At 46.0% G+C, this 26382-nt stretch carries 24 protein-coding genes; 10 read left to right on the forward strand and 14 right to left on the reverse strand.

Translation table 11 applies throughout. The features are described 5' to 3' along the window. Position 1 precedes the first annotated feature (1 nt). Both ACU01J_RS06720 and ACU01J_RS06725 read left to right on the forward strand, forming a co-directional pair. Entirely contained in the window at positions 2 to 1399 is a 1398-nt protein-coding gene (locus tag ACU01J_RS06720; RefSeq protein WP_481084974.1) for a PTS fructose transporter subunit IIBC, read from the forward strand. A 218-nt stretch (positions 1400 to 1617) separates the two neighbouring features. Beyond that, the gene (locus ACU01J_RS06725) at positions 1618 to 2031 is read left to right on the forward strand and encodes a VF530 family protein (RefSeq protein WP_134834438.1); all 414 of its coding nucleotides are present in this window, start codon (positions 1618 to 1620) and stop codon (positions 2029 to 2031) included. 75 nt (positions 2032 to 2106) lie between these two features. Here ACU01J_RS06725 and ACU01J_RS06730 read toward each other — a convergent pair whose 3' ends face one another. Further along, entirely contained in the window at positions 2107 to 3234 is a 1128-nt protein-coding gene (locus tag ACU01J_RS06730) for an HNH endonuclease (protein WP_481084975.1), read from the reverse strand. Between the two features lie 3 nt (positions 3235 to 3237). Beyond that, complete coding sequence (locus ACU01J_RS06735; RefSeq protein ID WP_481084976.1) at positions 3238 to 3855, reverse strand: class I SAM-dependent methyltransferase; 618 nt, start codon at positions 3853 to 3855, stop codon at positions 3238 to 3240. A 277-nt stretch (positions 3856 to 4132) separates the two neighbouring features. Here ACU01J_RS06735 and ACU01J_RS06740 point away from each other — a divergent pair, with 277 nt between their 5' ends. The 6 genes from ACU01J_RS06740 (at position 4133) to ACU01J_RS06765 (ending at position 9398) form a co-directional block, all read left to right on the forward strand. Further along, positions 4133 to 5980, forward strand: coding sequence for a 3'-5' exonuclease (locus tag ACU01J_RS06740; protein WP_481084977.1), 1848 nt, complete (start codon positions 4133 to 4135; stop codon positions 5978 to 5980). A gap of 390 nt (positions 5981 to 6370) precedes the next feature. Next, complete coding sequence (locus tag ACU01J_RS06745) at positions 6371 to 7150, forward strand: Rha family transcriptional regulator (protein WP_481084978.1); 780 nt, start codon at positions 6371 to 6373, stop codon at positions 7148 to 7150. Between the two features lie 29 nt (positions 7151 to 7179). After that, on the forward strand, positions 7180 to 7848 hold the full coding sequence (locus tag ACU01J_RS06750) for an HNH endonuclease (protein ID WP_481084979.1): 669 nt from the start codon (positions 7180 to 7182) through the stop codon (positions 7846 to 7848). After that, entirely contained in the window at positions 7845 to 8144 is a 300-nt protein-coding gene (locus tag ACU01J_RS06755) for a DUF4406 domain-containing protein (protein ID WP_481084980.1), read from the forward strand. Before ACU01J_RS06750 ends, ACU01J_RS06755 begins: the two co-directional genes overlap by 4 nt. After that, positions 8141 to 8425 (forward strand): hypothetical protein, encoded by a 285-nt coding sequence (locus ACU01J_RS06760; RefSeq protein ID WP_481084981.1) that lies wholly within the window; start codon positions 8141 to 8143, stop codon positions 8423 to 8425. The genes ACU01J_RS06755 and ACU01J_RS06760 overlap by 4 nt, the downstream gene beginning before the upstream one ends. Then, positions 8412 to 9398, forward strand: coding sequence for a DUF968 domain-containing protein (locus ACU01J_RS06765; RefSeq protein ID WP_481084982.1), 987 nt, complete (start codon positions 8412 to 8414; stop codon positions 9396 to 9398). The genes ACU01J_RS06760 and ACU01J_RS06765 overlap by 14 nt, the downstream gene beginning before the upstream one ends. Positions 9399 to 9512: 114 nt before the next feature. On the opposite strand, the gene ACU01J_RS06770 is transcribed toward ACU01J_RS06765, so the two are convergent. The 3 genes from ACU01J_RS06770 to ACU01J_RS06780 all read right to left on the reverse strand — a co-directional run bounded on the left by ACU01J_RS06770 (position 9513) and on the right by ACU01J_RS06780 (position 19489). Then, positions 9513 to 9650, reverse strand: a complete 138-nt coding sequence (locus ACU01J_RS06770) for a hypothetical protein (RefSeq protein ID WP_481084983.1) — start codon at positions 9648 to 9650, stop codon at positions 9513 to 9515. 395 nt (positions 9651 to 10045) lie between these two features. Continuing rightward, positions 10046 to 10303, reverse strand: a complete 258-nt coding sequence (locus ACU01J_RS06775; protein ID WP_481084984.1) for a sigma factor-like helix-turn-helix DNA-binding protein — start codon at positions 10301 to 10303, stop codon at positions 10046 to 10048. Between the two features lie 138 nt (positions 10304 to 10441). Further along, entirely contained in the window at positions 10442 to 19489 is a 9048-nt protein-coding gene (locus ACU01J_RS06780; protein WP_481084985.1) for a PLxRFG domain-containing protein, read from the reverse strand. 193 nt (positions 19490 to 19682) lie between these two features. On the opposite strand from ACU01J_RS06780, the gene ACU01J_RS06785 reads away from it, so the two are divergent. Then, a complete protein-coding gene (locus ACU01J_RS06785; RefSeq protein WP_481084986.1) occupies positions 19683 to 19937 on the forward strand; it encodes a hypothetical protein in 255 nt (84 codons plus the stop codon). Between the two features lie 10 nt (positions 19938 to 19947). Next, complete coding sequence (locus ACU01J_RS06790) at positions 19948 to 20835, forward strand: Rha family transcriptional regulator (RefSeq protein WP_481084987.1); 888 nt, start codon at positions 19948 to 19950, stop codon at positions 20833 to 20835. 40 nt (positions 20836 to 20875) lie between these two features. Here ACU01J_RS06790 and ACU01J_RS06795 read toward each other — a convergent pair whose 3' ends face one another. The 9 genes from ACU01J_RS06795 to ACU01J_RS06835 all read right to left on the reverse strand — a co-directional run bounded on the left by ACU01J_RS06795 (position 20876) and on the right by ACU01J_RS06835 (position 26372). Next, a complete protein-coding gene (locus ACU01J_RS06795; protein WP_481084988.1) occupies positions 20876 to 21541 on the reverse strand; it encodes a hypothetical protein in 666 nt (221 codons plus the stop codon). An 8-nt stretch (positions 21542 to 21549) separates the two neighbouring features. After that, entirely contained in the window at positions 21550 to 21756 is a 207-nt protein-coding gene (locus ACU01J_RS06800; RefSeq protein ID WP_481084989.1) for a hypothetical protein, read from the reverse strand. Between the two features lie 89 nt (positions 21757 to 21845). Beyond that, complete coding sequence (locus ACU01J_RS06805) at positions 21846 to 22610, reverse strand: hypothetical protein (RefSeq protein WP_481084990.1); 765 nt, start codon at positions 22608 to 22610, stop codon at positions 21846 to 21848. Next, positions 22610 to 23044: a hypothetical protein gene (locus tag ACU01J_RS06810; protein ID WP_481084991.1), complete on the reverse strand. Its 435-nt coding sequence runs from the start codon at positions 23042 to 23044 to the stop codon at positions 22610 to 22612. Before ACU01J_RS06810 ends, ACU01J_RS06805 begins: the two co-directional genes overlap by 1 nt. Then, positions 23044 to 24198, reverse strand: a complete 1155-nt coding sequence (locus ACU01J_RS06815) for a hypothetical protein (RefSeq protein ID WP_481084992.1) — start codon at positions 24196 to 24198, stop codon at positions 23044 to 23046. Before ACU01J_RS06815 ends, ACU01J_RS06810 begins: the two co-directional genes overlap by 1 nt. Positions 24199 to 24200: 2 nt before the next feature. Continuing rightward, positions 24201 to 24536: a hypothetical protein gene (locus ACU01J_RS06820; protein WP_481084993.1), complete on the reverse strand. Its 336-nt coding sequence runs from the start codon at positions 24534 to 24536 to the stop codon at positions 24201 to 24203. A 9-nt stretch (positions 24537 to 24545) separates the two neighbouring features. Beyond that, positions 24546 to 25094 (reverse strand): hypothetical protein, encoded by a 549-nt coding sequence (locus ACU01J_RS06825; RefSeq protein WP_481084994.1) that lies wholly within the window; start codon positions 25092 to 25094, stop codon positions 24546 to 24548. Between the two features lie 33 nt (positions 25095 to 25127). After that, positions 25128 to 25550: a hypothetical protein gene (locus ACU01J_RS06830; RefSeq protein ID WP_481084995.1), complete on the reverse strand. Its 423-nt coding sequence runs from the start codon at positions 25548 to 25550 to the stop codon at positions 25128 to 25130. Positions 25551 to 25562: 12 nt separating this feature from the next. Then, complete coding sequence (locus tag ACU01J_RS06835; protein ID WP_481084996.1) at positions 25563 to 26372, reverse strand: hypothetical protein; 810 nt, start codon at positions 26370 to 26372, stop codon at positions 25563 to 25565. Positions 26373 to 26382: the final 10 nt, after the last annotated feature.

Genomic DNA, 26382 nt, shown 5'->3' on the forward strand with positions numbered 1-26382 from the left:
TATGAGTACCCTAACAGCTCAAGCTACTAACAATAGCGATTTTAAAAAACTACTCGGCACCATGAAAGGACACCTTTTATTCGGTACTTCTCATATGCTTCCATTTATTGTTGCGGGTGGTGTACTTCTGGCACTAGCGGTAATGGCATCAGGTAAAGGTGCGGTTCCTGCGGACGGTTTATTAGCTGATATTTCTAATATCGGAATTAAAGGTCTGGTGTTGTTCCCTATCATTCTTGGCGGCTTCATTGGTTACTCAATTGCTGACAAACCAGCCCTTGCACCAGCGATGATCTCTTCTGGCATCATGGCCGATATGGGCGGTGGCTTCTTAGGCTGTATCGTGGCAGGTTTCATTGCAGGTGGCGTGGTATTCCAACTTAAGAAGATCCCACTTTCAGCCAACATGACGGCACTTGGCGCTTACTTCATCTACCCACTTATCGGTACGCTGGTTTCTGCTGGTATCGTTCTTTGGGGTATCGGTGAACCAATCAAACTGTTCATGGCGTCTATGAACGAGTTCCTAGCTTCAATGGCTGGCGCGTCTAAAGTGGTTCTAGGTGCGATTCTTGGTGGCATGACTGCATTCGATATGGGCGGTCCAATCAACAAAGTGGCAACGCTATTTGCTCAAACTCAAGTTGATACACAACCATGGCTAATGGGTGGTGTTGGTATCGCAATCTGTACGCCTCCTCTAGGTATGGCGCTTGCAACCTTCCTATTCAAGAAGAAGTTCACTAAACAAGAACAAGAAGCAGGTAAAGCAGCAGCAATCATGGGTTCTATCGGTATCTCTGAAGGTGCGATTCCATTTGCTGCAAACGACCCAATGCGCGTACTTCCTTCAATCGTTGCCGGTGGTATCGTGGGCTGTGTATTCGGCTTCCTGACTGACGTTCTACTACATGCTCCATGGGGCGGCCTAATCACGGCGCCTGTATCAAGCAACATCCCAATGTACGTGGTGGGTATTGCGCTAGGCTCGCTAACGACTGCTCTTATCGTAGGCTTCTGGAAACCAGTCGCTGAAGAATCAGAACAAGAAATCGAACAAGCAGCACCTGTACGAGCTCAAGCGGCTCCAGCAGCAGGCGAAGGTGAGTACGACGTAGTAGCCGTAACTTGTTGCCCATCAGGCGTAGCACACACCTTTATGGCAGCGAAAGCACTAGAGAAAGCAGGCGCAGCAGCAGGCATTAAGATTAAGGTAGAAACTCAAGGTCAAAACGGCATTCAGAACCGCATTACCGACCTAGATGTAGCTAACGCGAAACTGGTTATCTTGGCTCACGACATTCAAGTCAAAGATGCCCAGCGCTTTGCCAACGCGAACGTGGTTGAGTGTTCAACCAAAGAAGCGATGAAGAAAGCAGCTGAGTTAATCGAAGCTTAGGCTTAAGTTATTCAAAACTAAGACGCCACCTAAACGGGTGGCGTTTTTTATTGTTCGATATACTTAATACGGAGTATTTTATCAACGGATGATTAGGGAAAAATGACCAACTCTGCTAGTATCCGCCCCCTATTACTGTTCGGGCCAACGACCATCGTTTTATCGAACTCGAAAGCCACCCAACCACCAGCTAGGTAAGTAGAAACCAGGAGCTTATTATGATGACTGATGAAGAAAGAATTGAACTGCAACAGAACAACCCGTTGCACGGTCTTAAGCTAGAAACCATGCTGCAAGAGTTGGTGGATTTCTATGGTTGGGACATTCTTGATACGGCGATGCGCTTTAACTGCTTTAACACTAAGCCGTCAATTGCTAGCAGTGTTAAGTACTTAAAGAAAACCGAATGGGCACGCGAGAAGCTAGAGAACTTTTATCTTTACCGCTTTAAACGTATGCCTCGCGCATCAGCTGAAGAGTATGACTTGCCCCCTCGCGCGCGTACCTTCCCACATGGCCTAAAACCGAAAGAGCCAATGGAGTTGACCGTTGAGTCTATCTTGAAGTCACAAGCGAAAGCGGCCTCAGCGCACAAAGCAAAATCATCACGTGGTCGCAACTTCCGTCGATAGTTAGATGTGCGGATTAGAATTAACAAAAAGCCAGACAGCGATGTCTGGCTTTTTTGTTAGAAGAGCAGAGCTAAGTTAAAACCCTTTAAACAACACCCCACGATGGTAGCCAAGATAAGGCTTGTTCTCTCGTCTGATATTAAACGACATCCCTTCCCGAAGGCCTAGAACATCGGGCGCTTCAAGGTATTTTGAGATCATCACCTTGCCTTCATCATCAAAGGATATAAACCCGAGATCGAACGCCTTATCTAAGTTAGCCACAAGCAACAATCCGTTATACTTATCAAGCCTCTCTTGGTTGTTTGAGTTACGCCAAGGCTTAATGTGCGAAGCAAGCAGAAGTTGTGTATTACGATAGCCCGTCACCGCGCAGCAACCCCACATTTCGATCAGTTTTGAGCGAAATTGGCCCTGCCCCAATCGAGTGTTAATCAAGATCGTCTTTTCAGTTTCTGTCAGCTTTTTATCGCTCATAACACCACGAACATCGGCATTAACATCAACCTGAGACAGATCGGCTAGAAACTGATGGTAGTGATTTAACGCCGCGCTATACATCCCGTTTCCACGCGAGTCCCGAATCTTAAACTCATCCAACTGCCTTACTCGCTCTTCATAACGAATAAACTGCTTATATGATTTAACCTCAGTGAGTGGTTGTTCGAGTTCGCCTATATCTGCGAGCCAATTAGAGATAGAGCCTCTAATCGCTCCCACGTAGTTCTTCGCCGTTTTCTCAGACTTACCAATATCGAGCAGCCATTGGCGGAACAAAGATGGAAGATCGGCCAAGTTCGCCACAAGCGCGTCTTTCAACTCATTTGAAACAATAGAGCTATTCATATAATCAAACAGCTCTTGGTCAAAATAGGCATACTCTATCGCTTTGGCTGAATACCTTTTGGTGTTTGTCTCATCAAAGCCAACGTGATAACTCAGGTGCCAAAAGCCTTCACTTTTAAGATGGTAAAACGGGTTCTCTGGTGTATTACGATCATTACCTTGGGCGAAACTATCAAAGTAATGGCTAAAGCGATCTTTCACTGCTTGATTGAACTCAATTCTGTTCTTCACGATATGACCAGCTTGAATTAAGTCCATGACGGTCAGCAGCATGCACACCTTATGCGGGCTTTTCTTGCCACCAGCACTGTTCATATTCAGGTTCTGAAACTTTTCAACATAGAACTCCAGAGACACGGCTTACTTCCTCTTTTTCTGCACTGATGATGCTTTTTCTAATACTACGGTTTGCCAAGTCAAACCTGTCCGAGATAACCCATCTTCAGTATCTTCAACATGGCAAATCACTAGGTCTAATCGTTGGGCAATCTGTTCTAACTCAGCAAGAGAGACGCCATAGCTTGTACGCCCATCACCGAAGGCACCATGACGTAAGGTAATAACTATTCTGCCCCTTTCGGCTAACCGTTCCACCAAAGAACAAAGTGAATGATAGCGTTTAGGAACTGGAATATGCATCCACACCGCTGAGACAAGAATAAGATCGAATCTATAAGATGAAGTAGCTAAAGAACTAAGGTCTGGGAGCTGGGCATCAACCCAGTGAACTATCGTCGAAGTGCGCTGTTGGCCTAGCTGACGTAAACCTGTCGAAGGTTCAATAGCGACAACCTTGCAGCCATGTGAATCAAACCACTGAGCGTCTCTACCCGAGCCAGCACCGACATCCAACACTCGGCTACCAGACAGGGGCCAGTATGAACGCCAACTGCTATGTACAGACTCAAAATCAACAGAGTCATACTGCTCAGCCAACTGAGCAGCATTTTCGTCGTAAAAATAGAGGTTTACATCCATAGCCAATACCCCAAAGTTTCCCTAAAAGCATAATAACCACCTTGATAGCATATGGCGATAAAGTATTAGGAGGAATGAGGGACTGCGAGGTACATTAAACAACTATTATCAAATGTTCACTCCCTAACTTATCTAAAGCAGCTTGGCCAATGCCTTTCAATATTTAGAGGTTAGTTCGACCAATATGAGATTTAGATCCAACTCTCGAAACATAATCATTTAGTTGCACAGCAAATACAGCGTACATTAACAAAAATTGTACGGCTAATGGGTTTGTATGGCTGAGCTAATTCCTTCATTGAACACTTGTTTATCCAAAATGGAACGGGGCGAGAAACGTTTCGCACGTCGTTTGGAGGCTCTTCTAGAAAGCGATTATCTTTGTTGGTTTGACATACCTGTCGGAAAAAGTCGCCGCTACCCAGACTTTACGGTTTTACATCCGCAACGAGGTCTTCTATTTCTCGAAGTAAAAGACTGGAAGATAGAGAACATAAAGTCGATTAATGCTAAGCATGTCGAGTTGCTAACAAGTAATGGCTTGAAAACCATAGCTAACCCACTTGAGCAAGTACGCCAGTGTGCCTACACCGTTGTGAATAAACTCTCCAAGGATAAGCAGCTCCTGAGTCAAAGCCCTAAATACCATGGTAAGCTCTGTTTCCCTTTTGGTTATGGTGTGGTGCTGCCTTTCATTTCACGTAAGCAACTTAACGAAGCAATTCCGCTGGATGCACAGGAAAGTATCTTACAAAGCCACCTCGTCATTTGCAGTGATGAAATGAGAGAATCAGCTGATCCTGAACACTTTCAAAATCGCTTATGGGAAATGTTCAACTATCAGTTTGATTACAAATTAACACTTCCACAAATAGACCGTATTCGTTGGCATCTATACCCAGAGATTCGAATTAACCATCAACAAAATTCACTGTTTGGCGAAGCTCCAGTGCATAAAGAAAGCCTCTCAGAAACTATCCCAGATATAGTAAAAATAATGGACATTCAGCAAGAGCAATTAGCTCGCAGCTTAGGCGAAGGGCACCGTGTCATTCATGGTGTTGCTGGTTCAGGAAAAACCTTAATACTTGGATATCGATGTTTGCATCTGGCGGATACTCTCAATAAACCTATTTTGGTCCTTTGCTATAACATAACTCTGGCCGCAAAATTACGCACATTTATAGATGAGAAAGGGATTTCAGCAAAAGTTCAGGTTTATCATTTTCACGATTGGTGCGGACAGCAACTCAAAACCTATAACGTAAACCTCATCGAAGATGACGAAAGAAAGCCTTTTGAGCTAAGCGTCGAAACTGTTATTCAAGGAGTCGAATTTGGTCAAATACCGTCAGGGCAATACGGAGCAGTGTTGATTGATGAAGGCCATGATTTTGAACCTGAATGGCTCACTCTAGTCACCAAGATGATTGATCCGGACACTAATTCATTATTACTTCTTTATGATGATGCTCAGTCTATTTATAAGAAAAGCTCAGGGCTAGATTTCTCACTAGCTAGCGTCGGCATTCAAGCGCAGGGACGCACTACCATACTCAAACTTAACTACCGTAATACACGAGAAATCCTTGATTTCTCTTACAAATTTGCCAAAAGGTACTTCGAAGGTTTTAAACATAAAGAGATACCATTAATAGAACCAGAAGGCGCTGGCTGCAATGGCACTACACCCATTGTGAGGCAATTTGACAATATAGTTCAGGAAGCCGAGTTTGTTCTTCGCTGCGTTCATCAATGGATTGCAAAAGGTATGGAGTCAAAAGAAATTGCTATTCTGTACCCTACCCATTCTTCGGGCAAAGCAATGGCTGATGTACTGAAAGGTTCTGACGTACCATTTCAATGGTTAGCAACCTCTACCTTTAAAAAGAAATATAACCCTAGCGCGAATAAGATAAATCTGATCCCTGTCCGTAGCAGCAAAGGGTTAGAGTTTGAAACTGTTGTAATGATTGACGGAAGTTACTTACCAAAAGATAAAGATGATGAAGTGGACGCAGCGCGCGTGATGTATGTCGGCTTTACTAGAGCAACTAAAAACTTACTCACGACTTACCACAGAAAAAACACGTTCAGTGAGCAGCTAACACAAGCTATCTCTTGATACGAACCACTTTACTGTGTGGCTTTACAAACACAAAAAAAAGACGTCCTAGGACGTCTTTCTTCAAGAATGTGGCGGTGAGTGAGGAATCAGGATTAAGCACATAACCTTATGTTTTAAATAAAATACTCGCTCGAGACACCATCTACGTGTTTCATTGTGTGTTACATAATGCACACGACCATATATCCTTATGTCCACATCGTGACAAGTCGACTCCTCAAACTCGTTTTATTGGAGAATTTTAAGCCCCTAAAAGGTCAAAATAATGCAACCACGATCTCATTAAGGAATAAAAGTGACTCGTTCGAGTCTTTGAAATTTGCGAACAAAAAAGCCCCTATGTATTATTAGTCGTGCCAACAGCCAATATACACAGGAGCTTTTCATATGCTTAAGGATAATGCACACCTTCAATTGGTTTCAAGTCAGTCGAATCATAAACCCCTTACGATGTCACATCGTGAGATTGCGACTCTTACTAATACTCGCCCTGATAAAGTTAAGCAATCTATTGAACGGCTCGCAGAGAGAGGCTTAATCACGTTTACCCCAATGGGGGAAACGGTACAAGCCGGGGCTGTAACAAGAGAGGTTACCAATTACCACGTTGGCGAAGAAGCTAGTTATATCGTTGTAGCCCAACTTTCACCAGAGTTCACGGCTAAGTTGGTTAAACGCTGGCGCGAACTTGAAGAAAAACTTTCTTCCCCTGCCCTTCCTAATTTCAATGATCCTGCCGAAGCTGCCAGAGCTTGGGCGGCTGAGTTCGAGCGCAAGCAACTCGAAACCCAAAGAGCGAACGAAGCCGAGTTAGAAGTTAGTCGTCTTCAAGGTGTTTGCAATGCTGTTACGGCTCAGTTCGCAAGCGGAATGACGCCACCAGCATTTTGTAAGCAACTTAATGGCGTCAATATCCAACAGGTAAACAACTACCTGATCAATATCGGCGCCCTTACCAGAACGAAAGCGGGGCTAGAGCCAACGGCATATTACCGCGATCGTTATTTCAAAGTTTCCTTTAATGAGCACGGCGGTAAAAACCGAGCGTCACTCGGCCTGACTCTGAAAGGAGCCAAGTGGCTATACAGCCATTACATCAATAGCAAACTTCCAATGAAGAAAGACTGGGATAACAGAACATCACACATTCTGTTTGCCGACTCTTGATTCAAATTACATTCACAAGGTAAAGACCAATGACCAAAAACAAAAGACAAGAGATCTGGAACAAAACTGAAGGCAAATGCTTTTACTGTGGCTGCGAATTGCCAGAGAAAGGCTGGCATGCCGATCACTTTCACCCAATCGTTAGAGACATTGTTCCTGTATTAAACGAACAAGGTAGAACAACCAGCTTCACCACGGGGAAGAGCTGCGCCTATCCTGAGTTGGATACTATCGACAACCTTGTTCCGTCTTGTGCACCTTGCAACAACTTCAAGCACTCATACTCAATTGAAGGTTACCGTTACATTGTCGCAGAGCAATTTAAAAACACACTCAAAGGCTCTACTGGCTTACGTCAACTGGAACGACTGGGCTTAGTTGATCTCTCTGAGAAGCCAGTAAAATTCTACTTTGAGAAAGTCGGAATCAAGCCTCCATGTGAGTTTGAGTTGTTAGGTATAAGCGATGAGGCAAAAGCGATTGAATGGCATATCGATAAATCTGAGCCTGATTACTTTTACCATTCATTCGATAACTTCCTTTGTTCTTTAAGGCGTATCGGCCCGAAATGGCTTGCGATAGCTATTGGCGCTGACTGGTACGAATTTGGCCGAACTGAGATACCTAATAGCAGAAATTCAAAACTCCAAGCAGCTGAATGGGCTTTGCGAATTGAAAAGGAAGTGAACAGCCAATGAAGATCTACATTGCAGGGCCAATCACTGGCATTGATAACTACAAAGAAAACTTTAATGCCGTAGCTGACAAGCTGACTGGTTTAGGTTTTCGCGTTATGAACCCCGCGATCTTACCAGAAGGTTTCGAGTGGGAAGAGTACATGGCAATTTGCATTCCGATGCTTAGCTGCTGCCACGCCGTAGTCATGCTCGATGGTTGGGAAAACTCTCGAGGTGCGAGGGCTGAGTACGAAAAAGCTGTAGAGCTAGAGATGCGCATTATTGCCGAGAAAGAACTTTTCGAGGAGGCCGCATGAATTGGATAACGATTTCTATCCCATATCCTTCAATTGAGCTCATTACTGGATTTTGGACGTTTTACTTTTGCCTTGGCAGTTGTGTAATGATGATCATCTCTTTTGTAGGCGCTTGGATTTGTGGAGGGAAAACAGATTTCACAGAGTCTTGCTCTTTCAAGGAGCAGTTTTTCACCATTCTTTCGCTATTCTTTTTCTGGCCAATGTTCGCTTGGTTCTTCACTCGTCATTTACAGAAAGAAAAGTCTAGAAAAAAGGCGGCAGGCAATGTTGAAGGTTGATATCGACATTGTTCCAACCCTAAAAGCGGCCATTGTGCCGCTTGAAGGGATCGCCGACAAGCTCAAAGAGTTAATTGTGCAAGGGCAAATCGGCTTGGTGTCACCTGGTGAAAAGCTGTCAGTCGATAAACGCACGTACTTGCAACAAGACGATTCAACACTTGTGTCGTTCTTCGCTGACCGCGATGTTCAGAAGTTAATTGGTCCTACTTCTCGCTATGCGGATTCACTTAATAAATGCCAGCTGGCAGACAACGGGTATTGTGATCACAACCTAAAGACTCGCACCACTGGCGAGGGTGCAATTCGGCTTTGCTGGCATCACGACAACTTAGCCGACACGGACCCTAATGCTTTTCGAATTGCACGGTTGAACTCAGTTCGCCATGGTTTGCAGCGCGTATCACATCAACTGCATGGTAGCGTATTGCCAGTTACGGAGGCTGATCTTTGTTGGTGGGCTGTTCGCAATGGCGTGTTTGAACTGCTTCCCCAGTCAATTCTCGATCGCCAGTTTCCAAGAAAAGCCACCAGCAAACGACTCGGATTAACCGGCAGTATCGACACCGACGCTCGTTACAACCCAGAAACTCAGCAAGACCAACTGGCACGCCTCGCTAAGCCTGCCGTGCTCTTTTCCATTGATAGCGATCCACCAGCTATGTATATGCGCAATCCTAAAGCTCAGCGTTGGCAAAGTAATGAGTACATAGACTTTGTACTCAAGCAACGTTGCTGCGTGTGTGGAGAGCCTGCAGAAGTGGCTCAGCATGTTATTGGTCACGGTGAAATGAAAATGGGCGAGACAGGCATAGACTTCTTTACTTTTCCGCTGTGCAAATCACATGCAAAGGAACTAAGAAACAATCCGCTCAAGTGGGAAGAGAAACACGGTAACCAACTATTTCACATGAAGACGACCCAGAAACAGGCCTTTGACTTGGGGGCAATAATGAAAGGAGATAACCCATGATTGCAGTCGCAGTGTACGCAGGGCTATGCAGTATTGGCTACGTGGCTTACATGGTTGTCGAAAAATATAGACAGCGATAAAAACAAAAGCAGGGATTGTCCCTGCTTTTTCATTTCATTTTTGTTTTAACTTCTCAATCAGTTTGGCCAAACGTTCTACGGTCGCGGCCCTGTAAGCATCCGACAGGTTGTCGCGCTCCAAAGCATAAGTGAGATTGGTTAAGTGCTTGACCAGAATATCTGTATCATCCATGTAGATCCCTTGATGTTGGTATATTTCTCCGACTCATTACCGCCCCTCGTGACAAATAAGATAAAACGCACTTTCCTTATTAGGAAACGCACGTAAAAACCGTGAGGCTAAAGAAATTAGAGTTGTGCAATGAACTGCGTCAGTTACCTGGCAAGACTTTAAGTAGTATCGAAATGGATGGTTATCATTGTTCACCTAGCTTCTGAATATGTATGGTTTTGTTTTCTTTTATTTCTGGTAGCTATGTTATCAATAATGTCAAATCAAGAGAAATTGCAGGATGCAAAAGCGAACCCCTAAAGGGTTCGATTTGCATTTTAGGAATGGATTATTTTTGAGATTTAGCTCTCATTTATTAGAGAAAGCTTATTTTGCCGTTCCAGAACCCGGTCAGCTCAGTGTCCATCCTTGAAATTATCTATCAACCTTCGCAAGAAATAGCTCTCCAAATCATCCCCTTCTCTGCGCCGAAGCGTCACCCTCGCCCTGCGAACGCTGGACTTAACGGTATCAACTGAAACGCCTAACTGACGAGCAGCTTCATCGCGACCAAATATAAAGAAGAATAGAACTGGTAACGCCTGTTTCTTGGTTAAAGTTGGAAATATTCGAACGGCCAGTTTTGAGTATTCTTTCTTTACCAGTTCATCCACAAGCATGATCTCCTCAAACTAAAAAAGGAAACCAACCAACTCACTAATTATAAACAAATCAGTAAAAATGCAAACAAATGAGATTTCAGTTCAAAATTTCACCTGTTTGCGTGGAATGACATCACCCAAAAGAACCAGTTAGAAATAGTCGTACTCCATAATAAGTGAATGATACTTATCACTAATGCGAACGCCTGAGTTTGTTTTCTCAAGGTTTCTTAAGCGAGCCTTGATAGAGCGTTTGATTGAGTCATTGGTGATCGGATTCATACGGCCATACTTGCTTTGGTTCCATTTTTGAATCTTTGCCATGACTTCTTTCATCGCACTTTGATCGCCCAATCGATATGCGGTGTAGTAGCCATTGACCAGCTGAGAGCGGCGCTTGGTTAAGTGAACCTCGTAGTTCTTAATCGCGTTGTTCTCATCGTATTGAATGTTGGCGCGGCCAGACGAGAAACCGAGCGCTTGAGCAGCGAGCTCTGCTGCTGACATATCACCAATAACCTGTGCGCCTGTTCGGGTATAAACGCCCTCTTCATTAATGTATCGCGCCATTTTGAGCATATCCTTCACCACTTTAGGTGACATTTGCTCTGCGCTTCGGATGCCAAAGTCACCGCCAATATCACTTAAGCCTCGAGCAAAGCTAAACCCAATACCACCAAGAACAGGACCAAGCGCCTGCTTGATGTATTCTAGATAGCGCTGATCGGCTTCAATGTCGCGGTCGATTGAACGCACCCAAAGGTCATTAAGGGAAATACGGCCCGAGATAGAAGGTAGAGAACCGTACCAAACCAACGCCGCATTCTCATTACCAACGGCTTCGGCCAGCATGGATTTAAGCTCAACTTCGGCACTCCATGGCTCATCGTCATCACCAAAAGCAGCTTGTGCGGCGTCAATTGGTAAGGTAATCATCCACATAGGCAAGGCGCCTAAACCACCAATACCAAACGTCATAGCTAAAGTAGAGAGCAACTGCTTGCGGGCTTGCGCTTTCACTTCAGGCGTTTCGCCCTTTAACGATTTGGCTAGGTTTGACCACAAGTAATACGTCATATTTTGTGAGTACTGCTTAAACTGCAAGGCAACTGCCATCATATCTGATTGCATGAATCGAGCACGGTTTGTCGAGGTGTAATCAAAATGGCTTTCCCACGTATCCTTAATCGCTTCATCAATGGCTTTCTGGTGATCACCATGCTTTTCCTTGGCCAAGCGATAGGCTGACATAAACGTTACTTCACGGTTGAATACTTCAGCGTTATGGAATGACCAGCCAATCACGTTCATTGCTTTGTTCCAGGTGCCTGAGTATTTCGCGTTGGGGTTTTCGGCTAGGCCGGCTAGGTCAGCCGCTTGAGTGGTATCAATGACACCTTGCTTCACTGCCTGGCGAAACGCTTCCAACTCTTGCCCGCTGAGATAGTTGCCCATGACACCATAACCACGCTTACGCTCACTGCCTGTTAACGCTTTAGATGCTGCTTTCAAAAACTCTTTTGACGTACTGGCCATGACTGCACTGGACTTGGCAAAGCCATGCTTCGAACCAAGTACCGGGATCGCGACTTGCAGGTTTTGGGTTAAGTTCACCAAAGCGGCCGCAGGTGTTAAACCAAGCAACCAAGTAAAGCCAATGGAGGTGAGTTTTTGTGCCCATGCGCTACGCTGGGGATTACGAACCCACTCGTGACGTTTATCTAGCTCCTCTGAAATACGACTGATCTCTGCGTTATCTGGCGCGGTGTCAGCGTACTTCTTAATGGCAACCAAGTGATTGTCGAGAATATCCATGTGATCCAATCTGGCTTGCTGGCGAGACTGCTTGAAACCGTTATCAGCAAGAACGCGAATCGCATCATTACTGAAACCTTCCACCCCTTTACGGTGGATAAAGTGTCTACGCAGCGATCGGCCGGGCAATGTCCGCAAATACATTTGGTACACTTGATCGGAGAGCGTATCGGCGTTGTGTTGGTTCATTTTACTATTGCGGATTAAACTCATTACATCAGCGACAAATGGGAGAGAGACTTGCTGCCCCTCGTTGCCTTGCGCCTTCATGCCTGATCTAACCTCGACTCCCTCGTCACGAAGTCTGTCTCGTAAGTCTTCCATCTCAGCTTTGGATTCAAACATCATGTACTGGCGTTCGCCGTTCTTGTCAGCAAAGTCTAACCAGTAGTCACCAAAGCGAGACAGAGGGAAATACAACCCTTTTGCTCGCACCTCTTGGCGTTGTCTGAGTTTTGCCAGCATTTCTTTGCGGGTCTTCTGATCTTCCACAGCGCGATTGATATTCTCTTCTAGCGCTTTATCAAACCGCTCGCCTTGCTTAATGTAGTAATCGCGCATCTCGCGAAACTTGGCTTGTTGCACTTTGGAGAGTCGGGACCAGACTGGCCTTAGCCTTGCGTGCTCCTTTCGGCGATTGGGCTCTTGCTTGAGTAATTCGCGCATTTCTTTGAGTTCTTCAAAGATTTCTTTTCCTCGCCCAGACGTCGTGTCACTGTACTCCTTTAAGGCACGTTGCAATCGTTCAATCTCACGCTTGAGGTCTTCCGTACGAGATTCAAAAGACTTACTCGGATCTACATCTGCCAAGGTCGCATCATGGGCAAAGTCAAACATTTGATCGGCGGCTTTACGGTTCTTCTTCGCCCACTTTGAAAGATCATCAGATATGGTCGCAGCTTCTTCTGCTAGGGTGTTCTGAGTGGATACCATCGAGTTTACCTCTTGCTGATAACCATCAATCATTTTCCCGAGCTCTTTATCAACAAAGCCGGCCACCTCGCTCATCTGTCTGAGCGTGAGCATTGCGTACTTGTTTCGCCCTAGCGCTTCAATTGGTGCAAAGCCTTGAATTGCAGATTTAATCCGCTTCACCAAGTTGGTTTGCTTTGTGTTTAGAACCTTATCGACATCAGGAAGCCCTTTGCCAGCCTGCTCAGACACCCAACTATAGGTAGGCTTCTTGTTGGCCTTGCCGTTATCCAATGAATAGCTTACACGGCCACGCTTGCCGCTTGGCGGGTTTGTCGGTGGAGGGTTGTTTAGTGAGGTGCGAATGTTAGTCAGCAGCTCGAGAAGGTCTGCTTTTCCGTACTTCGCCAACGATTCAAAACCGTGTCGGCGCAACCAATTTTTCACCTTCATGATCAATCGGTCGAGAGCACTGGCGACACGCTTGCTTTCAGCCACATGCGCAAGCAGCTCATCAAACAAAATGTAATCCGCTTGCTCAGCAGAGATCTCGTTGTTCGCCACCGCCCTGTCGGTGATATTGACGTATGCGCCTAAATCGACATTCATCTTTCGCGCTAGGCTGAGAACGCCGCTCTTTCCACCAATTAGGTTACGAATATTGGCAAGCTCTTTGTTGATATCTTCCCCAAACAGACTGCGCAAGCCGTGGTGACCAACGAGCTCATGGAAGATAAAGCGCTCTGCATGCTCTTTAGTCGGGATCTTAGGTGCCACCAGATAGACTCGCTGGCTATGTGGGTCATACAGGCCATTGACCTTACCCTCTACCCCATCGTTAAGAATTTGGTACCGAACATGGTTTGGCAAATCTTGTTCCGAGCTCACTACCTCAATCAACATTTCAGCGTGCGCTAAGTCTGGCGTCCCTTTAAAGATGCTCTCCACAAAGCCTTTGACTTGCTCTGTTGAAGGATCGTTATCCTGTTGCGTAGCTTGGGACTCATCCAAGCTATACAGGGTGACATTTCCCTTATCGTCAGCTTGCTCGCGGATCGACTTGGCAAAATCTGAATAGGCCGCAGAGATCCCCTGCTCCATCTCTTTTGCAGTCGGGTATGGGTAGTCTTCTTGATTGTTGTGAGGAAGAACATTCGCCAGGTAGTCGTTAGTGATACCGCTATGAGAGTTCTGTTCGATCACCCATGTTTCAAAAGCGCGAGCCACCAGCTCAACATCAGTGTTCCAATAGCCTTTAGTTCGCAGCTCATCGCGTTTTTCAGAGCGGTTTGGTAAATCACTCTCGCGAATGGCTTTCTTAATGTTGTTCCACTTCTCGGCCATTTCCGGGCGAATACTTTCAATCGCTTCCGCACGCTTGCGACCTGATACATTCGTTCCCTCTCCGAAATGATAATCCAGCGCATGAAACCACTCGTGAGCCAGTGAGCCCTTGCCGTGCACCTTAGTCAGATTGATAACAAAGGTACCTGGTTCAAAGTGCGCGGCCGCGCTGCTTCGACCTCCTTTACCACGCGCACCAAAAGCTAGGCCAAGCTTGCCGCCCAGCGAGATCGCTCGAGTTGACACACCCATCAAGCGGGCCAAATCCACCAGCGAGTCATACGCATTGTTTAAATCTTGCTGCCTACGCTTACCTTCCACCCAGTTACCAAACTGAACACCACGGAAGCCAAACGCCTCAGAGAAATCTTCTGGCGTCACATCACCTTCGCGTTCAACAATGCCCTCTCGTGGACGGTTGCTATCTGAACGCACCTGCTCACGCGCCTCTTTGCGTCTTGCGATCACTTCATCTTCAAGCGCTGTTTGGTTTTCAGTCATGTACAGTCTGGCTTGCTTGGTGCTTTCAAAGCCTGATTTAATTTCAACAACACGACTGCCAACCTTAACGCCAATGAATGCGTCACCGGTATAACGCTTAATGTAGACAGCCATATCAACGCGCTTCTTAGGCGTGCTGCCTTTTGAGTCTTGCTCGACACCTTTGAGCAGCTGCAGTGCTTTCGTGCCGAGCTCTTCAATAGAAACCGCTTCTACGGAGTCTCGCCCATACGCTTTCTTGCGTTTAAAGACAAACTTCTTAGCAATGTTGTAATATTCGGCCTCAAAGTTTCCAAGCGTTTCAATTTGCTCAACAGAGAGATCGTCAGCGATTGATGTTAGCAACTGGCCCATAGTGGACTTATGGAAAGGTGATTGCTCTAAACGGCTATCGTTGTCCATTGCGAGCTTTAACATGGTGCGCGTTGCATTAACTCGCTCTACCCAACTGGAAAGTCGGTACGACTTCCGAGGCTTGGAAGGGATGGCACCACGAAGCACGGAGATCATTGCCAAGTTAAAGTTCGAAACCCCTTCGTTTGATAGCTTCTTATAGTTTGGCTTCGGCAAAAGCTTAGATAGAGGCTCGGACTTCATCTCGTCTTGGCTGTAATCTTTATTAAGACTGTCACCAAATGCGCCCCATGTATGCTTGCGAGCACCGTGTAGCACTTCGCCAAAGTCGTCTATCTTCTCGATCTTCTCTGCTTTGCTGTTGGTTTCCTTTGGTGTGTGCTGGTAGCTATCGAGAGTCATGGCCAAGGCTTCGAGCTGATCCGCCACTGTATCCACTTGCTCTTTCACATCGGCATTAGTTTTTACACCAAAAAGCTTCTTCACCTGGCGAGACTGGATTTTCTCTAGCACCATCATTGCAGTGCCCACAGAGTTGCCTTGTTGCTTCAGTACATTGACATACCGCTGGAACTCGCTCGGCGATTCACTCTTGGCAATCATCAAGTCAAACTCTCGCGCATTACCCTCGTTGTATAAGGCTCGCGGTGATTTCCCGACTAGCGGATCACCCTCTTTCCAGTTGAACGCGATGGCGCGCATCTTCTCAGCCATGTATTGAACGTGACCAATAATTCCCGACACTTCGCTGTCATTGAAATGGCTTAGCGCTTCGACTTCGGGCTCTTGTGTGGTTTTAGCTTCTGGCTCAGTACTTGGCTTTGTTCCGCCTTGATTGTTCTCTTTTGGCTGAGTTGGCGTTTTCTCTATCGCCGTATCAGGCAAGTATTCTTTCGCTAAGACAGTGGCCTCGTCACGATCTGACTTGTACTGGCTATCGGCTTTTTGACCAAAGGCATACAAATCATGCGTGGTTGCGCCTGCCGCTTCCATTGCGTCAGAAATGGCTTTACGCGCTGGCTCTAGCTTGTCGATCTTGTAGCGGTATCTTTGGTTAAATTCATATTCCTCCGACGCCTTGGCAAAGGCCGTGATCAACTCGTTCTCTTTTAGCCTTGGTGTCTGCTGATTTTCCAACTCTTCGGGATTACCGTAAGGTTGAGCTGTTCGGTCATCCCGAACATCTGATTTGGTACCGTCATCTATGACGGTACCATCTGGCTTGTTTGATATTTGATCTGCAGATAGGGCCACGTACTGATATGGCTCACTAATTTTTGAGATTACGCCGTCATACCCATTATCAAGTAGGTATTGAGTAAACAAGTTAGAGTAAGCTATGTCAGCATTCTCTAAGTCCTCTAACGTCTCTAAACTTTGTTCTATGTTGGGAATATCTGACTTTTTATTTAAAACTAAAGGATTGTTGAAGAGCAACTCTACCGTTTTAACTTCGCCAGATCCTTTAGCATATCGTCGAGCCTCATCTTTACTCGAAGAAAAATAGATACCAGTACCAAACATGCCACTATCGGTGTTTGATCCCGCCTTTGTTAAGTCAAACTTATCAAACTTGTGAGGCGACCCGTGATAGGCCGTTAATCGAACCGCTTGTACTTTACCTAACGAATCGTTCTTCTCACTCTCTTGACTCGCTTGGTCACCGACATCATCTGGTGATTCTTCTTGCACTGACTCAGGATCAGGCTGAACGTCAGACACTGGTTCATTGTTAACCTCATTCTGTTGCCTGCGAGCGCGAAGACGCTCATTCATGGAAGCCGTTTTACCAATAAATTTGTTAGCAAGTGTCCGAATGCCGTTAGAAAGCTGACGCTTTACTTCTGGCAAACTGACTTCCTGACCATCTATTTCAAGGACAGTACCGTGCGACTCATCCACTATCAGGTTCACTTCATTCATCATTGAAGTGATCAAGTTTTCTTTAAACTGTGCAGCATCAGGGGATTCCATTTTATCCGCGAACAAGGCTTCCGCTGACTGTCGTCTCGCTACATTTTCAGGCTTGTTAGCCTCGATACGCGCTTGGTTCTTCGCTTCCTGTTCATAGGCTTGTAAGCGTTTCTCGTTTTGCTGGAACGATTGAAGCACGGCATTGGTATCAAAGCCCTTTGCTCGCTGGATACGGCGTTTAAGTCGCTTGCTCATCCCTCTTGTTTTTTGTGTCAGTGATGCCAAGTCTTTAATTGGCTTTCTACCTTCTTCACGAAGCTTCATTGATGCAGGGCGATTAGAGAACTTAGATGCTCGCTCAGTTGCTAACCTATTGAGCAAGTCATCATTGAGAGGGTTACCAGATTCAAATGCCTGACTTTGAGCGTTTTCATAGTCGCGACGAGAAACGATACTTTGCTGATTAAGTTCAATATCTTGCTCGGCGATACGCTCTTGAACGGCTTGTGCCTGTTGTGTAGGTCCATCGCTAGGCGTGATAGTAGCCGCTTTAGGCTTAGCATCTAGATAGTTCAATTCATCACGGAGGGCGATACCTTGTTCTTCACGCATGCGTTGGGCTGCTTCAGTCGGCTGATAGTCTTCATCCAATCCATATTGAGCACGGATCTGTGCATCCATCTTGGTCTGCTCACGCTGCGCTCGATCTTGAGGCAACGCTTCAATAGCGGTGATAGCCGACTCTTTATCGGAGACAATCCCCTTATCTTGGTAAATCGATAGGCGCTGGCGAAGTTTCTGCTCTTCCGTTGGAGAAATCCGGTTAGAGGAAACCCGGCGATCAATGCTTGTCTGAAGTGGGTCAATATCCATTCGCTTCGCTTGTTCTGCCATAGAAATTAATTCTTGCTCGAGCTGCTCGGCATAATCAGGATTGTTATCAATATCTGGGTTCGATAACTCTTGAACAATGGCTTGGTAACGGTCGGGGTCAAACGCTTGTGCTAACTCTAAGGTATCTTGCTGTGCATTTCGCTCAGGTAAAACACCACGCTCTTGCAGTGCCAAGCGGCTTGCTTGACGTTTAGCCGCGAGTGCGTTCTCAACTTGGCGCTCTTTAGAACCTTGCAGGGCTTCACTCGCGGCGCTATTAGAATCGTCTAGTCGATTCAGTTCAGTATCAAGAGAGGCATTTCCAGTAATAGGTTCTTCAGCGGCTCGCTGCTCTGGGCTGCGTTGTTCCACTGGGGTTTCTTGAGCTTCGACCTCTTCGTTTACAATATCATCAACAAGAGCGGCCTTGGCGTTCTCGCGGCCCTGCTTATAGCCTTCCACGCCTCCAACAGACGCACCCAATGTGCCACCGATGATCGCTTCATTTAACGCACCAGGCGCCACACCCTGCATAATGTCGTGCTCAGGGTTAACAAAATCGCGATAAATTTCATTCGAAACCAACGCTTCAATGCCGCCCTGCGCTCCTTCTTGTGCGCCTTCTACGGCAAACCCTTTCGCAAACCCGCCTTTTAATGTCTTGCTCGGGTCAATAATATTGCCCATCACGCCAAAACCGCGACCGCCGACTGCACCGGCTAAACCGCCAATGGTATTAACTGCGGTGATTTTAGGGTCGAAATACGCACGGTCTGCCGCTTCTTCTGCCAGCGCCTCACGCGCCGCCATACCTACCTCTTGATCGCTTAGATGTTGGTTGGTTGGGTCTTCACGCATTTTCCAATACATATCGGAAAACGCCGGGCTGTTCTGTAGTTCAGTGAACGACAAGCTTTTGAACTTTTCTCGCTCGTTGTTGGCGATCATACCGTTGCCCACGGTCACACTGATCGCTGCGTTGGCAACAAAATCACGCGCTTTGCCTTTAAAGCCAAGTTTCGCGGCTTCTTTCTTAGCCGTTTCTACAAGCGCTTTTTTACCTGTTGCGGTAGCAAGTAAACGAACGCCACCTTTAGCCACCGCGCCACCAGCGCCACCAGTACCGATAAAGCTGCCAATAGTGCCAATACCCTGACCCAAGTAGTTTAACCAGGTTGCCGCATTCGTCGCGCCCTCGCCAAGCGTAAGGTTGCCGTTTTCATCTTCAGTAAAGATTTCTTGAGTGAGAGCGTTCTGCCCTTCCTCAGACATCTCAGCGATCTGTTTGTCGGCTTGAGTATTTAACCAGTCTCGAATGCCACCACCAAAGCCCGTTAACTGATCGACAGTCTCAAACGTACCAGCCATACCTTGATAGAAACCACGCTGCACGCTATCAACAAAATCACCTACCATGCCTTGTTCATCAACCGATTCGTTAGGCGCTGCGCCAAAGTTTAAGTTGCGTATTGGGCTTCGATACATTTTGGATTCCTCAGAAACAAAAAAAACCGCTCAAATGGCGGGCATAAAAAAACCGACTCGAAAGAGTCGGCTATGTTCATTATTGGGAATTATCGCGCAAATTCGATGAGATGCAAACAATGTCGTTATCGTGACACTTTAAAACCTGTATAGATACACAAATTGACCCGAACAATGATCTTTAGCTATAGTATTGACAAGCAATAAATCAAGGCGCTATCGTTATATGGCAACGGCAAAATCCGTTGCCGGGATTGGTCTCCCGCTATTCGTAAGGCGCAGTGACGCCAGCTTTATGCTGGTTTTTTATTGCGTGATTCAGTGCACCTATGGTGAGCTGGATGAGGGCGCGCAAGCGCACCGTTTCCTTACGAGCGGCAAGACCAACCTTGTTCAGTTCACCACCACTGGATTGGTCTCTGGTTGTGGTGATTACACATCATCGTAAGGAGGCTGCCATGCCAGCACAGATCCAACTGCCGATCGCGCAACACAACCCAGAAGATTTAGTCTTTGTTTCTCAAACAAAAGAGCTAGTAACCGATTCTTTCCTCATTTCCAATTACTTTCGAAAGCAACACAAAGATGTGTTAAGAAAGATCAAAGCCCTAGACTGCTCGCCTGAATTTACAAAGCGTAATTTTACGCTTTGCCATAAAAACAACGAGTTACAGAACAATAAGCTTCAGCCATTCTACCAAATGACCAAAGATGGTTTTCTCTTTTTGGTGATGGGGTTTACAGGAAAGAAAGCAGCACAGATCAAAGAGGCGTACATTAATGCTTTTAACCTAATGGCAGAAAAGCTAAGCAAGCCTAAACCGCTGCCTGCTGAAAACTTGCCGATGTACAAAGACTTGGTTGATCTAAAAAGCCACGTTAACTTTCGGATGCTGGTGGAAATAAAGAGCGGCCAACCAAGTAATACGCAGTTTATTCCAGACGATGCGTTTATTTGCAATAAAGAAAGACTGCTCGAGCTACTTACCTTTCCACGTGTGTTTAGCGATGAGGATGTCAGCAAGGTTTACAAAGCCATTTCAAGCCGACTACCAGACAGTAACCCACCAGCACAGTTGCCTAAACCACCAAAGCCCAAAGCCCTGCCCGCGCCCGTAAAATCGCCAGAACTGCGAAACATAGAAGACTTGCCTAATAAGCACGAGGTGCAGATCATTCGTGTAAAAGAAGTGATGGAAATTACCGGCTTTGCCCGATCGACATTGTATTCCATAGAGAAATACAATCCCGATTTTCCTAAGCGAGTAAGGATTGGTGTTAAAGCCGTAGGTTGGATGAAACACGAGGTGGAAGAATGGGTGCAAAAACGGCCGTATATCGCTTAGCTAGTGCATCGGCATTCGCAAGGTAAAGACCAAAGCCCCGTCAGTTGGCGGGGCAATTTGTAATTTCGATAGTATTGTCTGCTCTATACTCTGGTCCCAACTCAATGTTTTTGACGATCTCACCAATTAAAACTTTCGCGGTATATGAATCTGAGCATTTCTCTGACGTGGTTGTAGCATACGAATAATATACCTTTGCGTCCTTGGCGTTATCTATCAAAAGATCATAAACCCAGACATACATTGTTTTATATTTGGTTGTCCTAGTTGCGGTTCTTAAAGTTTGAGTTTTGTTTGACTTCAGTGTTTGGCCTTCAGTGCATTCTATCTCATCAAAATAGCCAGGCTTGCACTTATACTTCCCATCACCGACCCATTCGTAATCATAGTCAGTATCAATGTAATCATAAGTGTATGTACTTGCTTTAGTGGAAAAATCATAAATGACGAGATAATCAGCTTCGTGGTTTAACAAATCTAGCTCTGATTTTGTATAAGCACTGATGCCGTTAGCTGAAAAGGAAAAAGCCACAGAATCAGCAAGATGCTGAGTGTTCCAGTCACTGTTTGGGTCAGGGGAAACCAATACCTTTTTGGATAAGTCCCAATTTCCATTTGGCGAGCCTATCCTATACATAGACACATCCATAAAGCTGGCACAACCCGGCAGGACTATGGCAGCTACAAGCGTAAAGAGCTTGTGCATAAAAACCTCTAGTGAAACATTAAAATAATGGCAAGCTCTATGTTGTGATACATCTCCACGACAGCCGCCCAGCCACCGCCAGTATCTTGTATAAGAGCTTGATAATAGGGCTTGAGTTGATTACGTATTGCACCAAACCAGAATAGGGCAACAAATACGCCAACACCAAAAATGATAGGATCTTGAATATACTTGTGGAGTAGTTTCCTAAACATGATGTGCATCCTTGATCATAACCTGACATCAAGTTTAGGGTGAAGATAAGTGGTAGGTCTAGTGTGTGGATCAAATAAATCACAAATAGCTAGAAGGGACGGACGTTACCTGATAAACGCAGCTGTTCCATATCAGCCGTTTTCTGTCCTGTTGATGGGCTGACTTTCATCGACTTGAGAATTCCCCCGATCGGTCCCGAGCGTTCTAGGTATTGAGCTTCCGCGCTAGAACGATTACTAACTGAGTTGCTGGCGGTATCGTTCGTTTTCTTTACGGGAATAACAAAGTCTTCTTTCGAATTACCTGCCGTTTGCTCAGGGTTCGGCTCCGGATCTGGTTGCTCAAACTGACTAATGAATCCCTTAGCGCTCGAATGAAAAGAGCTAAATAACGGACTCAGCTCGACCATATCAGGGTTATTTTCTACGAGTTCATCTAGCCGCGCATATAACGGCGCAGCTGCTGCTAACTTTTGTTCTGGCGTCATCATTGAGTCAACTGAGATTTTATCAATCGTCTCTAAGTACTTAGCCCCCTGGCTCTCAAAGCTTTTTACCCTGTTGGCAAGCAAGGTGTTACTTCTAGAGCTATCTTTACTCGCTTGATTTCTAAGCTTGGCCAGTTCCAGATCATGCTCACGGCTCGCCTCTAAATCTGACTGTTGATCAGCACGTACTTTCGCATAGTGAGCATCACGATCGGCCCGCTCATCGGTTAACCGAGCTTGGTACCGTTCTTCTTCTAGTTGTTCCTGACGAAGTCGCTCTTTGTCTTCAATGCTCTGGCGAGCGTTTTCTCGCACGCCTTGGCCACTTCCTCGAAGCATGCCGCCTAAGATTCCACCTAAACCCATTACATGACTCCTTGTTCTGACTGCGGTGCCTCTTGCTGCATGCCTTGATTCACCATCTGCATAAACTGCTCATACTTGGCTCGCTCTTCTGGCGAGATCGTTTCTTGTGCCATGGCCAAAAACGATTCCATCGCAACCGAAAACACTTGAGCCATAAGCGCTTCTAGTTCTTGAGGCTCTAACTCAAACTGACTGAGCGCTTGTTTTACTATATCTACTGCACTTTGGAGTACAATTTGAGGTGGTACTTGTTTACGGTTGGCTTTCGCTTCTTCTAGGGTCGCGATCATTGCGTTCGCAACAATCATCCCCAAACTACCGGGAATGTTTTGCGGGTCGACTTGTGCTCCTGACTTCTGAATGCTCTTTTGCATAATGCCATTGAACACTTGCTGCATTTTGGCCTGACCATCTTGCTTCATTTTATTTAACATTATCGCTTGAACCCCATGTTGTAATTTGAATTAAAGTCGTCACCGTCAACCCAGTCAAAATCAGGAAGTTCTGGTTCTATTGTTGGATTACTAATAGGTTGGTCTGGACCCGGCAACATATTAGCCAGAATACTGGAGGGTCTATTTTCTCGCCCTCCCCCTGTTTCTTGTGGCAAACTAGGCCTATCCAAGAGCCCATGGCTGTCTAAATATTCTTTGTTTCTGCCTTTCCATTTTTCATAGCCAATAATATCATCAGCCACTCCAATGATCCCAGACGCTGCTGGATTAAGAAGAACAGAGGCGGCATCTTGAGCAAAAGAGCTGCCTTTCATTGCGCCAACTGTTGCTGCAGTTTGGGCAGTAGAGCCTATATTTTTGATTAGGTTCCCGCTTTCCATGTCTGCTTTAATCTGATCTTTTATTGCTTTTTCCCAGTCCGTACTATCATCAAGAAGTCCACTTGCCCAACCAACCACTTCTGACACCAACGAACCAACAGGACCAAAAGGCGAAGCCATTAAGTTCCTAGCGGCCTTAAAGCCCTTTTCACCTATAGCGTCACCCGTTAAGCGAGCAATATTTTCCTCGCTTGTATTTTCGTTAATCGCCTCACCAGCATAGGCATTCTCGTTTGTGTAAATATTGCCTTTGGCCTCATTGTACGTTGGTGCTCTAAAGTGAATGGAGCCATACTGAGTTGGGCTTTGGCTGCGCTCGTAAATCTCACGCTCTTCTGGATCGCTGGCACTTCTCATTCCCGCCAGCACACCACGACCGCCAATCGGTGAAATTGAAGAAGCATTTAGACCATAGGAACTCAAACCTCCCATGGGCGAAAAACCGCTGGAACTATTTTTAGCCGCTTCTGCCTCTTCCTCTTGGCGTTTTGCTTCATATCGAGCTCTGCGCTCGGCCTTTTCCCTAGCTTCTCTTTCCGCTTTTTCGCGCTCAGCCTTTTCTCTAGCTTTTTTGGCACGCTCTATCTGCTGTTGACGTTCTCGGGCTTCACGCTCTCGAGTAGAGTAAGAAGATTCGCGTTCTCTACGATCGCGGTCATTTCTATCTCTGTGACGATCTCGCCCAATCGAATTATCGAAGTCGCGTTTACTCTGCCCGTAAGAGGACGCGCCACCCATAGGAGAAAAACCCATAACTAACCTCGCATACGCTGAAGAACGCCATTAGACAACTTACCGCCACCAGCAAGGGAATCACGGTTTGCGCCCATTGAGTAATCAAGAGGGGCTAAGTTGCTCTCGACCCACTGTTTGCGGTCATCCTTTTGTTGCTGCAGGTGATCGTTAAACTCAAGGCGCTGCTTATGGTCTAGTTTCATCTGGTCAATCATATTTTGCTGCTGGCGATCACCCAACTCTGACTTAACCAAATAGTCGCCGGCTGACTCAGCGACCGCACCAACCACTTGCATTCCTTGGTCACTGGTTAGCCAGTCCATGGCTTTACCAAAAGATTCTGAAAAGTTAAACATTGTCACCCCTTACGCATCTAGTAAGTCTGCAAACCCAGACCAATCTTTTTCAGTTGTCGCCAAGCCACCGTATAACTGCTTCATCTGGTTGAGCTGCTGCTGTTGCTTGTTGTAGAGATCTTTAATTGCGTTAGCTTTCTCCGCTGCTGGGATCTCTGCTGATTGAATGTCTTTGTAGGCATCAAAGAAACTGGTTTGCAGTTCTTTTGCTGCATTCAAGTACTCGCCGACCGTATTGGCCCGAACAGAATCTTCCTGCATTTTCACATCGTGACGCTGACTTACATTCTGTTGAGCCATAGGCAATGCTGCATCAACCATCGCACGCTGAGCCGCTTCTGCACCAAGAGTAGAGTTCTGCATTCCACGACTAGCCGCATATTGATTGCCTTTAGCTTTTGCTGAACGCATTGCCAGTGAGTTTTGACTGGTGATATTGGACACTTCATCAGCCACATTAAGAGGATCTGGCGTCTTGTTGGCTTGTGTTTGCACTGGCTGATCGGCAGTGGTTGCCCCACCAGGTATGCCAGAAGACATTGAAGATAAGATAGACATACTTTCCCCTTTATTTAGGCACAAAAAAACCGCTTATAGCGGCTCGGTTGGTAATTCTTCGGTTATTGGACTTGGTGGTAACAAAGGTTGATAGTGATATGGAATACTTGTTACCTGCTTTTCTTCTGGCATCGGCAAGTCTTGTTTAATCTGATTCACCTTGTCTCGCCACTCCGCCAGTTTTTGCTCTATTTCTTCAGCTGGCTTGCCGAGCATTTCATCTGACTTGATGTGTTCTTTTAGCTCATCCGTCTCTGCGGAATATCGCGCCTTGCGCTGCTCTCGAACTTCTGCGACGGTTAACTCTGGCAGCACCCAAAGACCATCAACCGATAACACATGCTCTGACGTTGGGCGCTCTCGATTTTCAAACGTTTTAATCCACCCTTCCGAAAACTTAAGCTTGCGGTCGGTCACTAACATTTCGTTGCTGTTTAGCTTTCCATATACTGGCATTTTGATAGACCTCTAAGCGGTTTGGACGGTGTAGGCTTCGCCTGAGAGTGTGGCGATGACTTGGCAAGGTGCTGAGCCGACGGAACTAGGTAAGCCGCCCCAAGGGTTAGGGTATGACTTGTGAACGAGAAAATTATTTACTGCACCAGTGAAATTAGCACCATAACCTGCCGTTATGACTTCTATGTAAGAATCCGCCCTAATCGCAGTAACGCCCTCACCTTGTATGCTACTGTTATCTGATATATACCTTGAACCAAAGCCGAAAGGCTTGAAGCCTTTATTAATCCCAGTCTGGACGTCTATTTCCGCTAGCAACTCTACATTCTTCTTAATGTTCCCGTTCTCATCCAAGAAGTTAGCAGGTAACGCACTGGCAGGGATTTCATAGCGAGCATTGGTGGTAATGTTGTTACCGCCGTTTACTTGCAGCGTTTCGGTTAGATTGGTCGTGGCGTATTTCTTTTTGCGACCAATAATACCAGCAACAGCTGCGTCACCATTAATATAGGTCAGAGATATATCACCTGTATCTTTGTTAAACACAACCAAGACGCGAAGAATATCAATCATGGTCCCTGTATCAATCGTATCCTTTCCGGCAAGTAAATCACTCTTGCTTATGCTGCTTTTGTAAAGGACTCGATGTGGTTGAGTCTTAAATGTGAATGTCACCTCTAACTCAGTGTAATCTAGTAAGTTTGGTACTGTAGCTAGTGTGCCTGTTGTGTCGTATAGACCATCAGGCAATAACATCACCTCGTTTAGCTCTTCACTCTGCTTACCATCAAAGGCCATACTTAAATCTACTACTTGTGTCATGATGACCTCC

It is taken from the genome of Vibrio sp. 2433-A1 (genome assembly GCF_056726085.1).

Excerpts from the sequence above, each read along its gene's own strand:
- ACU01J_RS06720 (WP_481084974.1), top strand. The coding sequence starts at position 2 with ATGAGTACCCTAACAGCTCAAGCTACTAACAATAGCGATTTTAAAAAA.
- ACU01J_RS06725 (WP_134834438.1), top strand. The coding sequence starts at position 1,618 with ATGATGACTGATGAAGAAAGAATTGAACTGCAACAGAACAACCCGTTG.
- ACU01J_RS06735 (WP_481084976.1), bottom strand. The coding sequence starts at position 3,855 with ATGGATGTAAACCTCTATTTTTACGACGAAAATGCTGCTCAGTTGGCT.
- ACU01J_RS06740 (WP_481084977.1), top strand. The coding sequence starts at position 4,133 with ATGGCTGAGCTAATTCCTTCATTGAACACTTGTTTATCCAAAATGGAA.
- ACU01J_RS06745 (WP_481084978.1), top strand. The coding sequence starts at position 6,371 with ATGCTTAAGGATAATGCACACCTTCAATTGGTTTCAAGTCAGTCGAAT.
- ACU01J_RS06750 (WP_481084979.1), top strand. The coding sequence starts at position 7,180 with ATGACCAAAAACAAAAGACAAGAGATCTGGAACAAAACTGAAGGCAAA.
- ACU01J_RS06755 (WP_481084980.1), top strand. The coding sequence starts at position 7,845 with ATGAAGATCTACATTGCAGGGCCAATCACTGGCATTGATAACTACAAA.
- ACU01J_RS06760 (WP_481084981.1), top strand. The coding sequence starts at position 8,141 with ATGAATTGGATAACGATTTCTATCCCATATCCTTCAATTGAGCTCATT.
- ACU01J_RS06765 (WP_481084982.1), top strand. The coding sequence starts at position 8,412 with ATGTTGAAGGTTGATATCGACATTGTTCCAACCCTAAAAGCGGCCATT.
- ACU01J_RS06770 (WP_481084983.1), bottom strand. The coding sequence starts at position 9,650 with ATGGATGATACAGATATTCTGGTCAAGCACTTAACCAATCTCACTTAT.
- ACU01J_RS06780 (WP_481084985.1), bottom strand. The coding sequence starts at position 19,489 with ATGTATCGAAGCCCAATACGCAACTTAAACTTTGGCGCAGCGCCTAAC.
- ACU01J_RS06790 (WP_481084987.1), top strand. The coding sequence starts at position 19,948 with ATGCCAGCACAGATCCAACTGCCGATCGCGCAACACAACCCAGAAGAT.
- ACU01J_RS06795 (WP_481084988.1), bottom strand. The coding sequence starts at position 21,541 with ATGCACAAGCTCTTTACGCTTGTAGCTGCCATAGTCCTGCCGGGTTGT.
- ACU01J_RS06800 (WP_481084989.1), bottom strand. The coding sequence starts at position 21,756 with ATGTTTAGGAAACTACTCCACAAGTATATTCAAGATCCTATCATTTTT.
- ACU01J_RS06805 (WP_481084990.1), bottom strand. The coding sequence starts at position 22,610 with ATGGGTTTAGGTGGAATCTTAGGCGGCATGCTTCGAGGAAGTGGCCAA.
- ACU01J_RS06810 (WP_481084991.1), bottom strand. The coding sequence starts at position 23,044 with ATGTTAAATAAAATGAAGCAAGATGGTCAGGCCAAAATGCAGCAAGTG.
- ACU01J_RS06815 (WP_481084992.1), bottom strand. The coding sequence starts at position 24,198 with ATGGGTTTTTCTCCTATGGGTGGCGCGTCCTCTTACGGGCAGAGTAAA.
- ACU01J_RS06820 (WP_481084993.1), bottom strand. The coding sequence starts at position 24,536 with ATGTTTAACTTTTCAGAATCTTTTGGTAAAGCCATGGACTGGCTAACC.
- ACU01J_RS06825 (WP_481084994.1), bottom strand. The coding sequence starts at position 25,094 with ATGTCTATCTTATCTTCAATGTCTTCTGGCATACCTGGTGGGGCAACC.
- ACU01J_RS06830 (WP_481084995.1), bottom strand. The coding sequence starts at position 25,550 with ATGCCAGTATATGGAAAGCTAAACAGCAACGAAATGTTAGTGACCGAC.
- ACU01J_RS06835 (WP_481084996.1), bottom strand. The coding sequence starts at position 26,372 with ATGACACAAGTAGTAGATTTAAGTATGGCCTTTGATGGTAAGCAGAGT.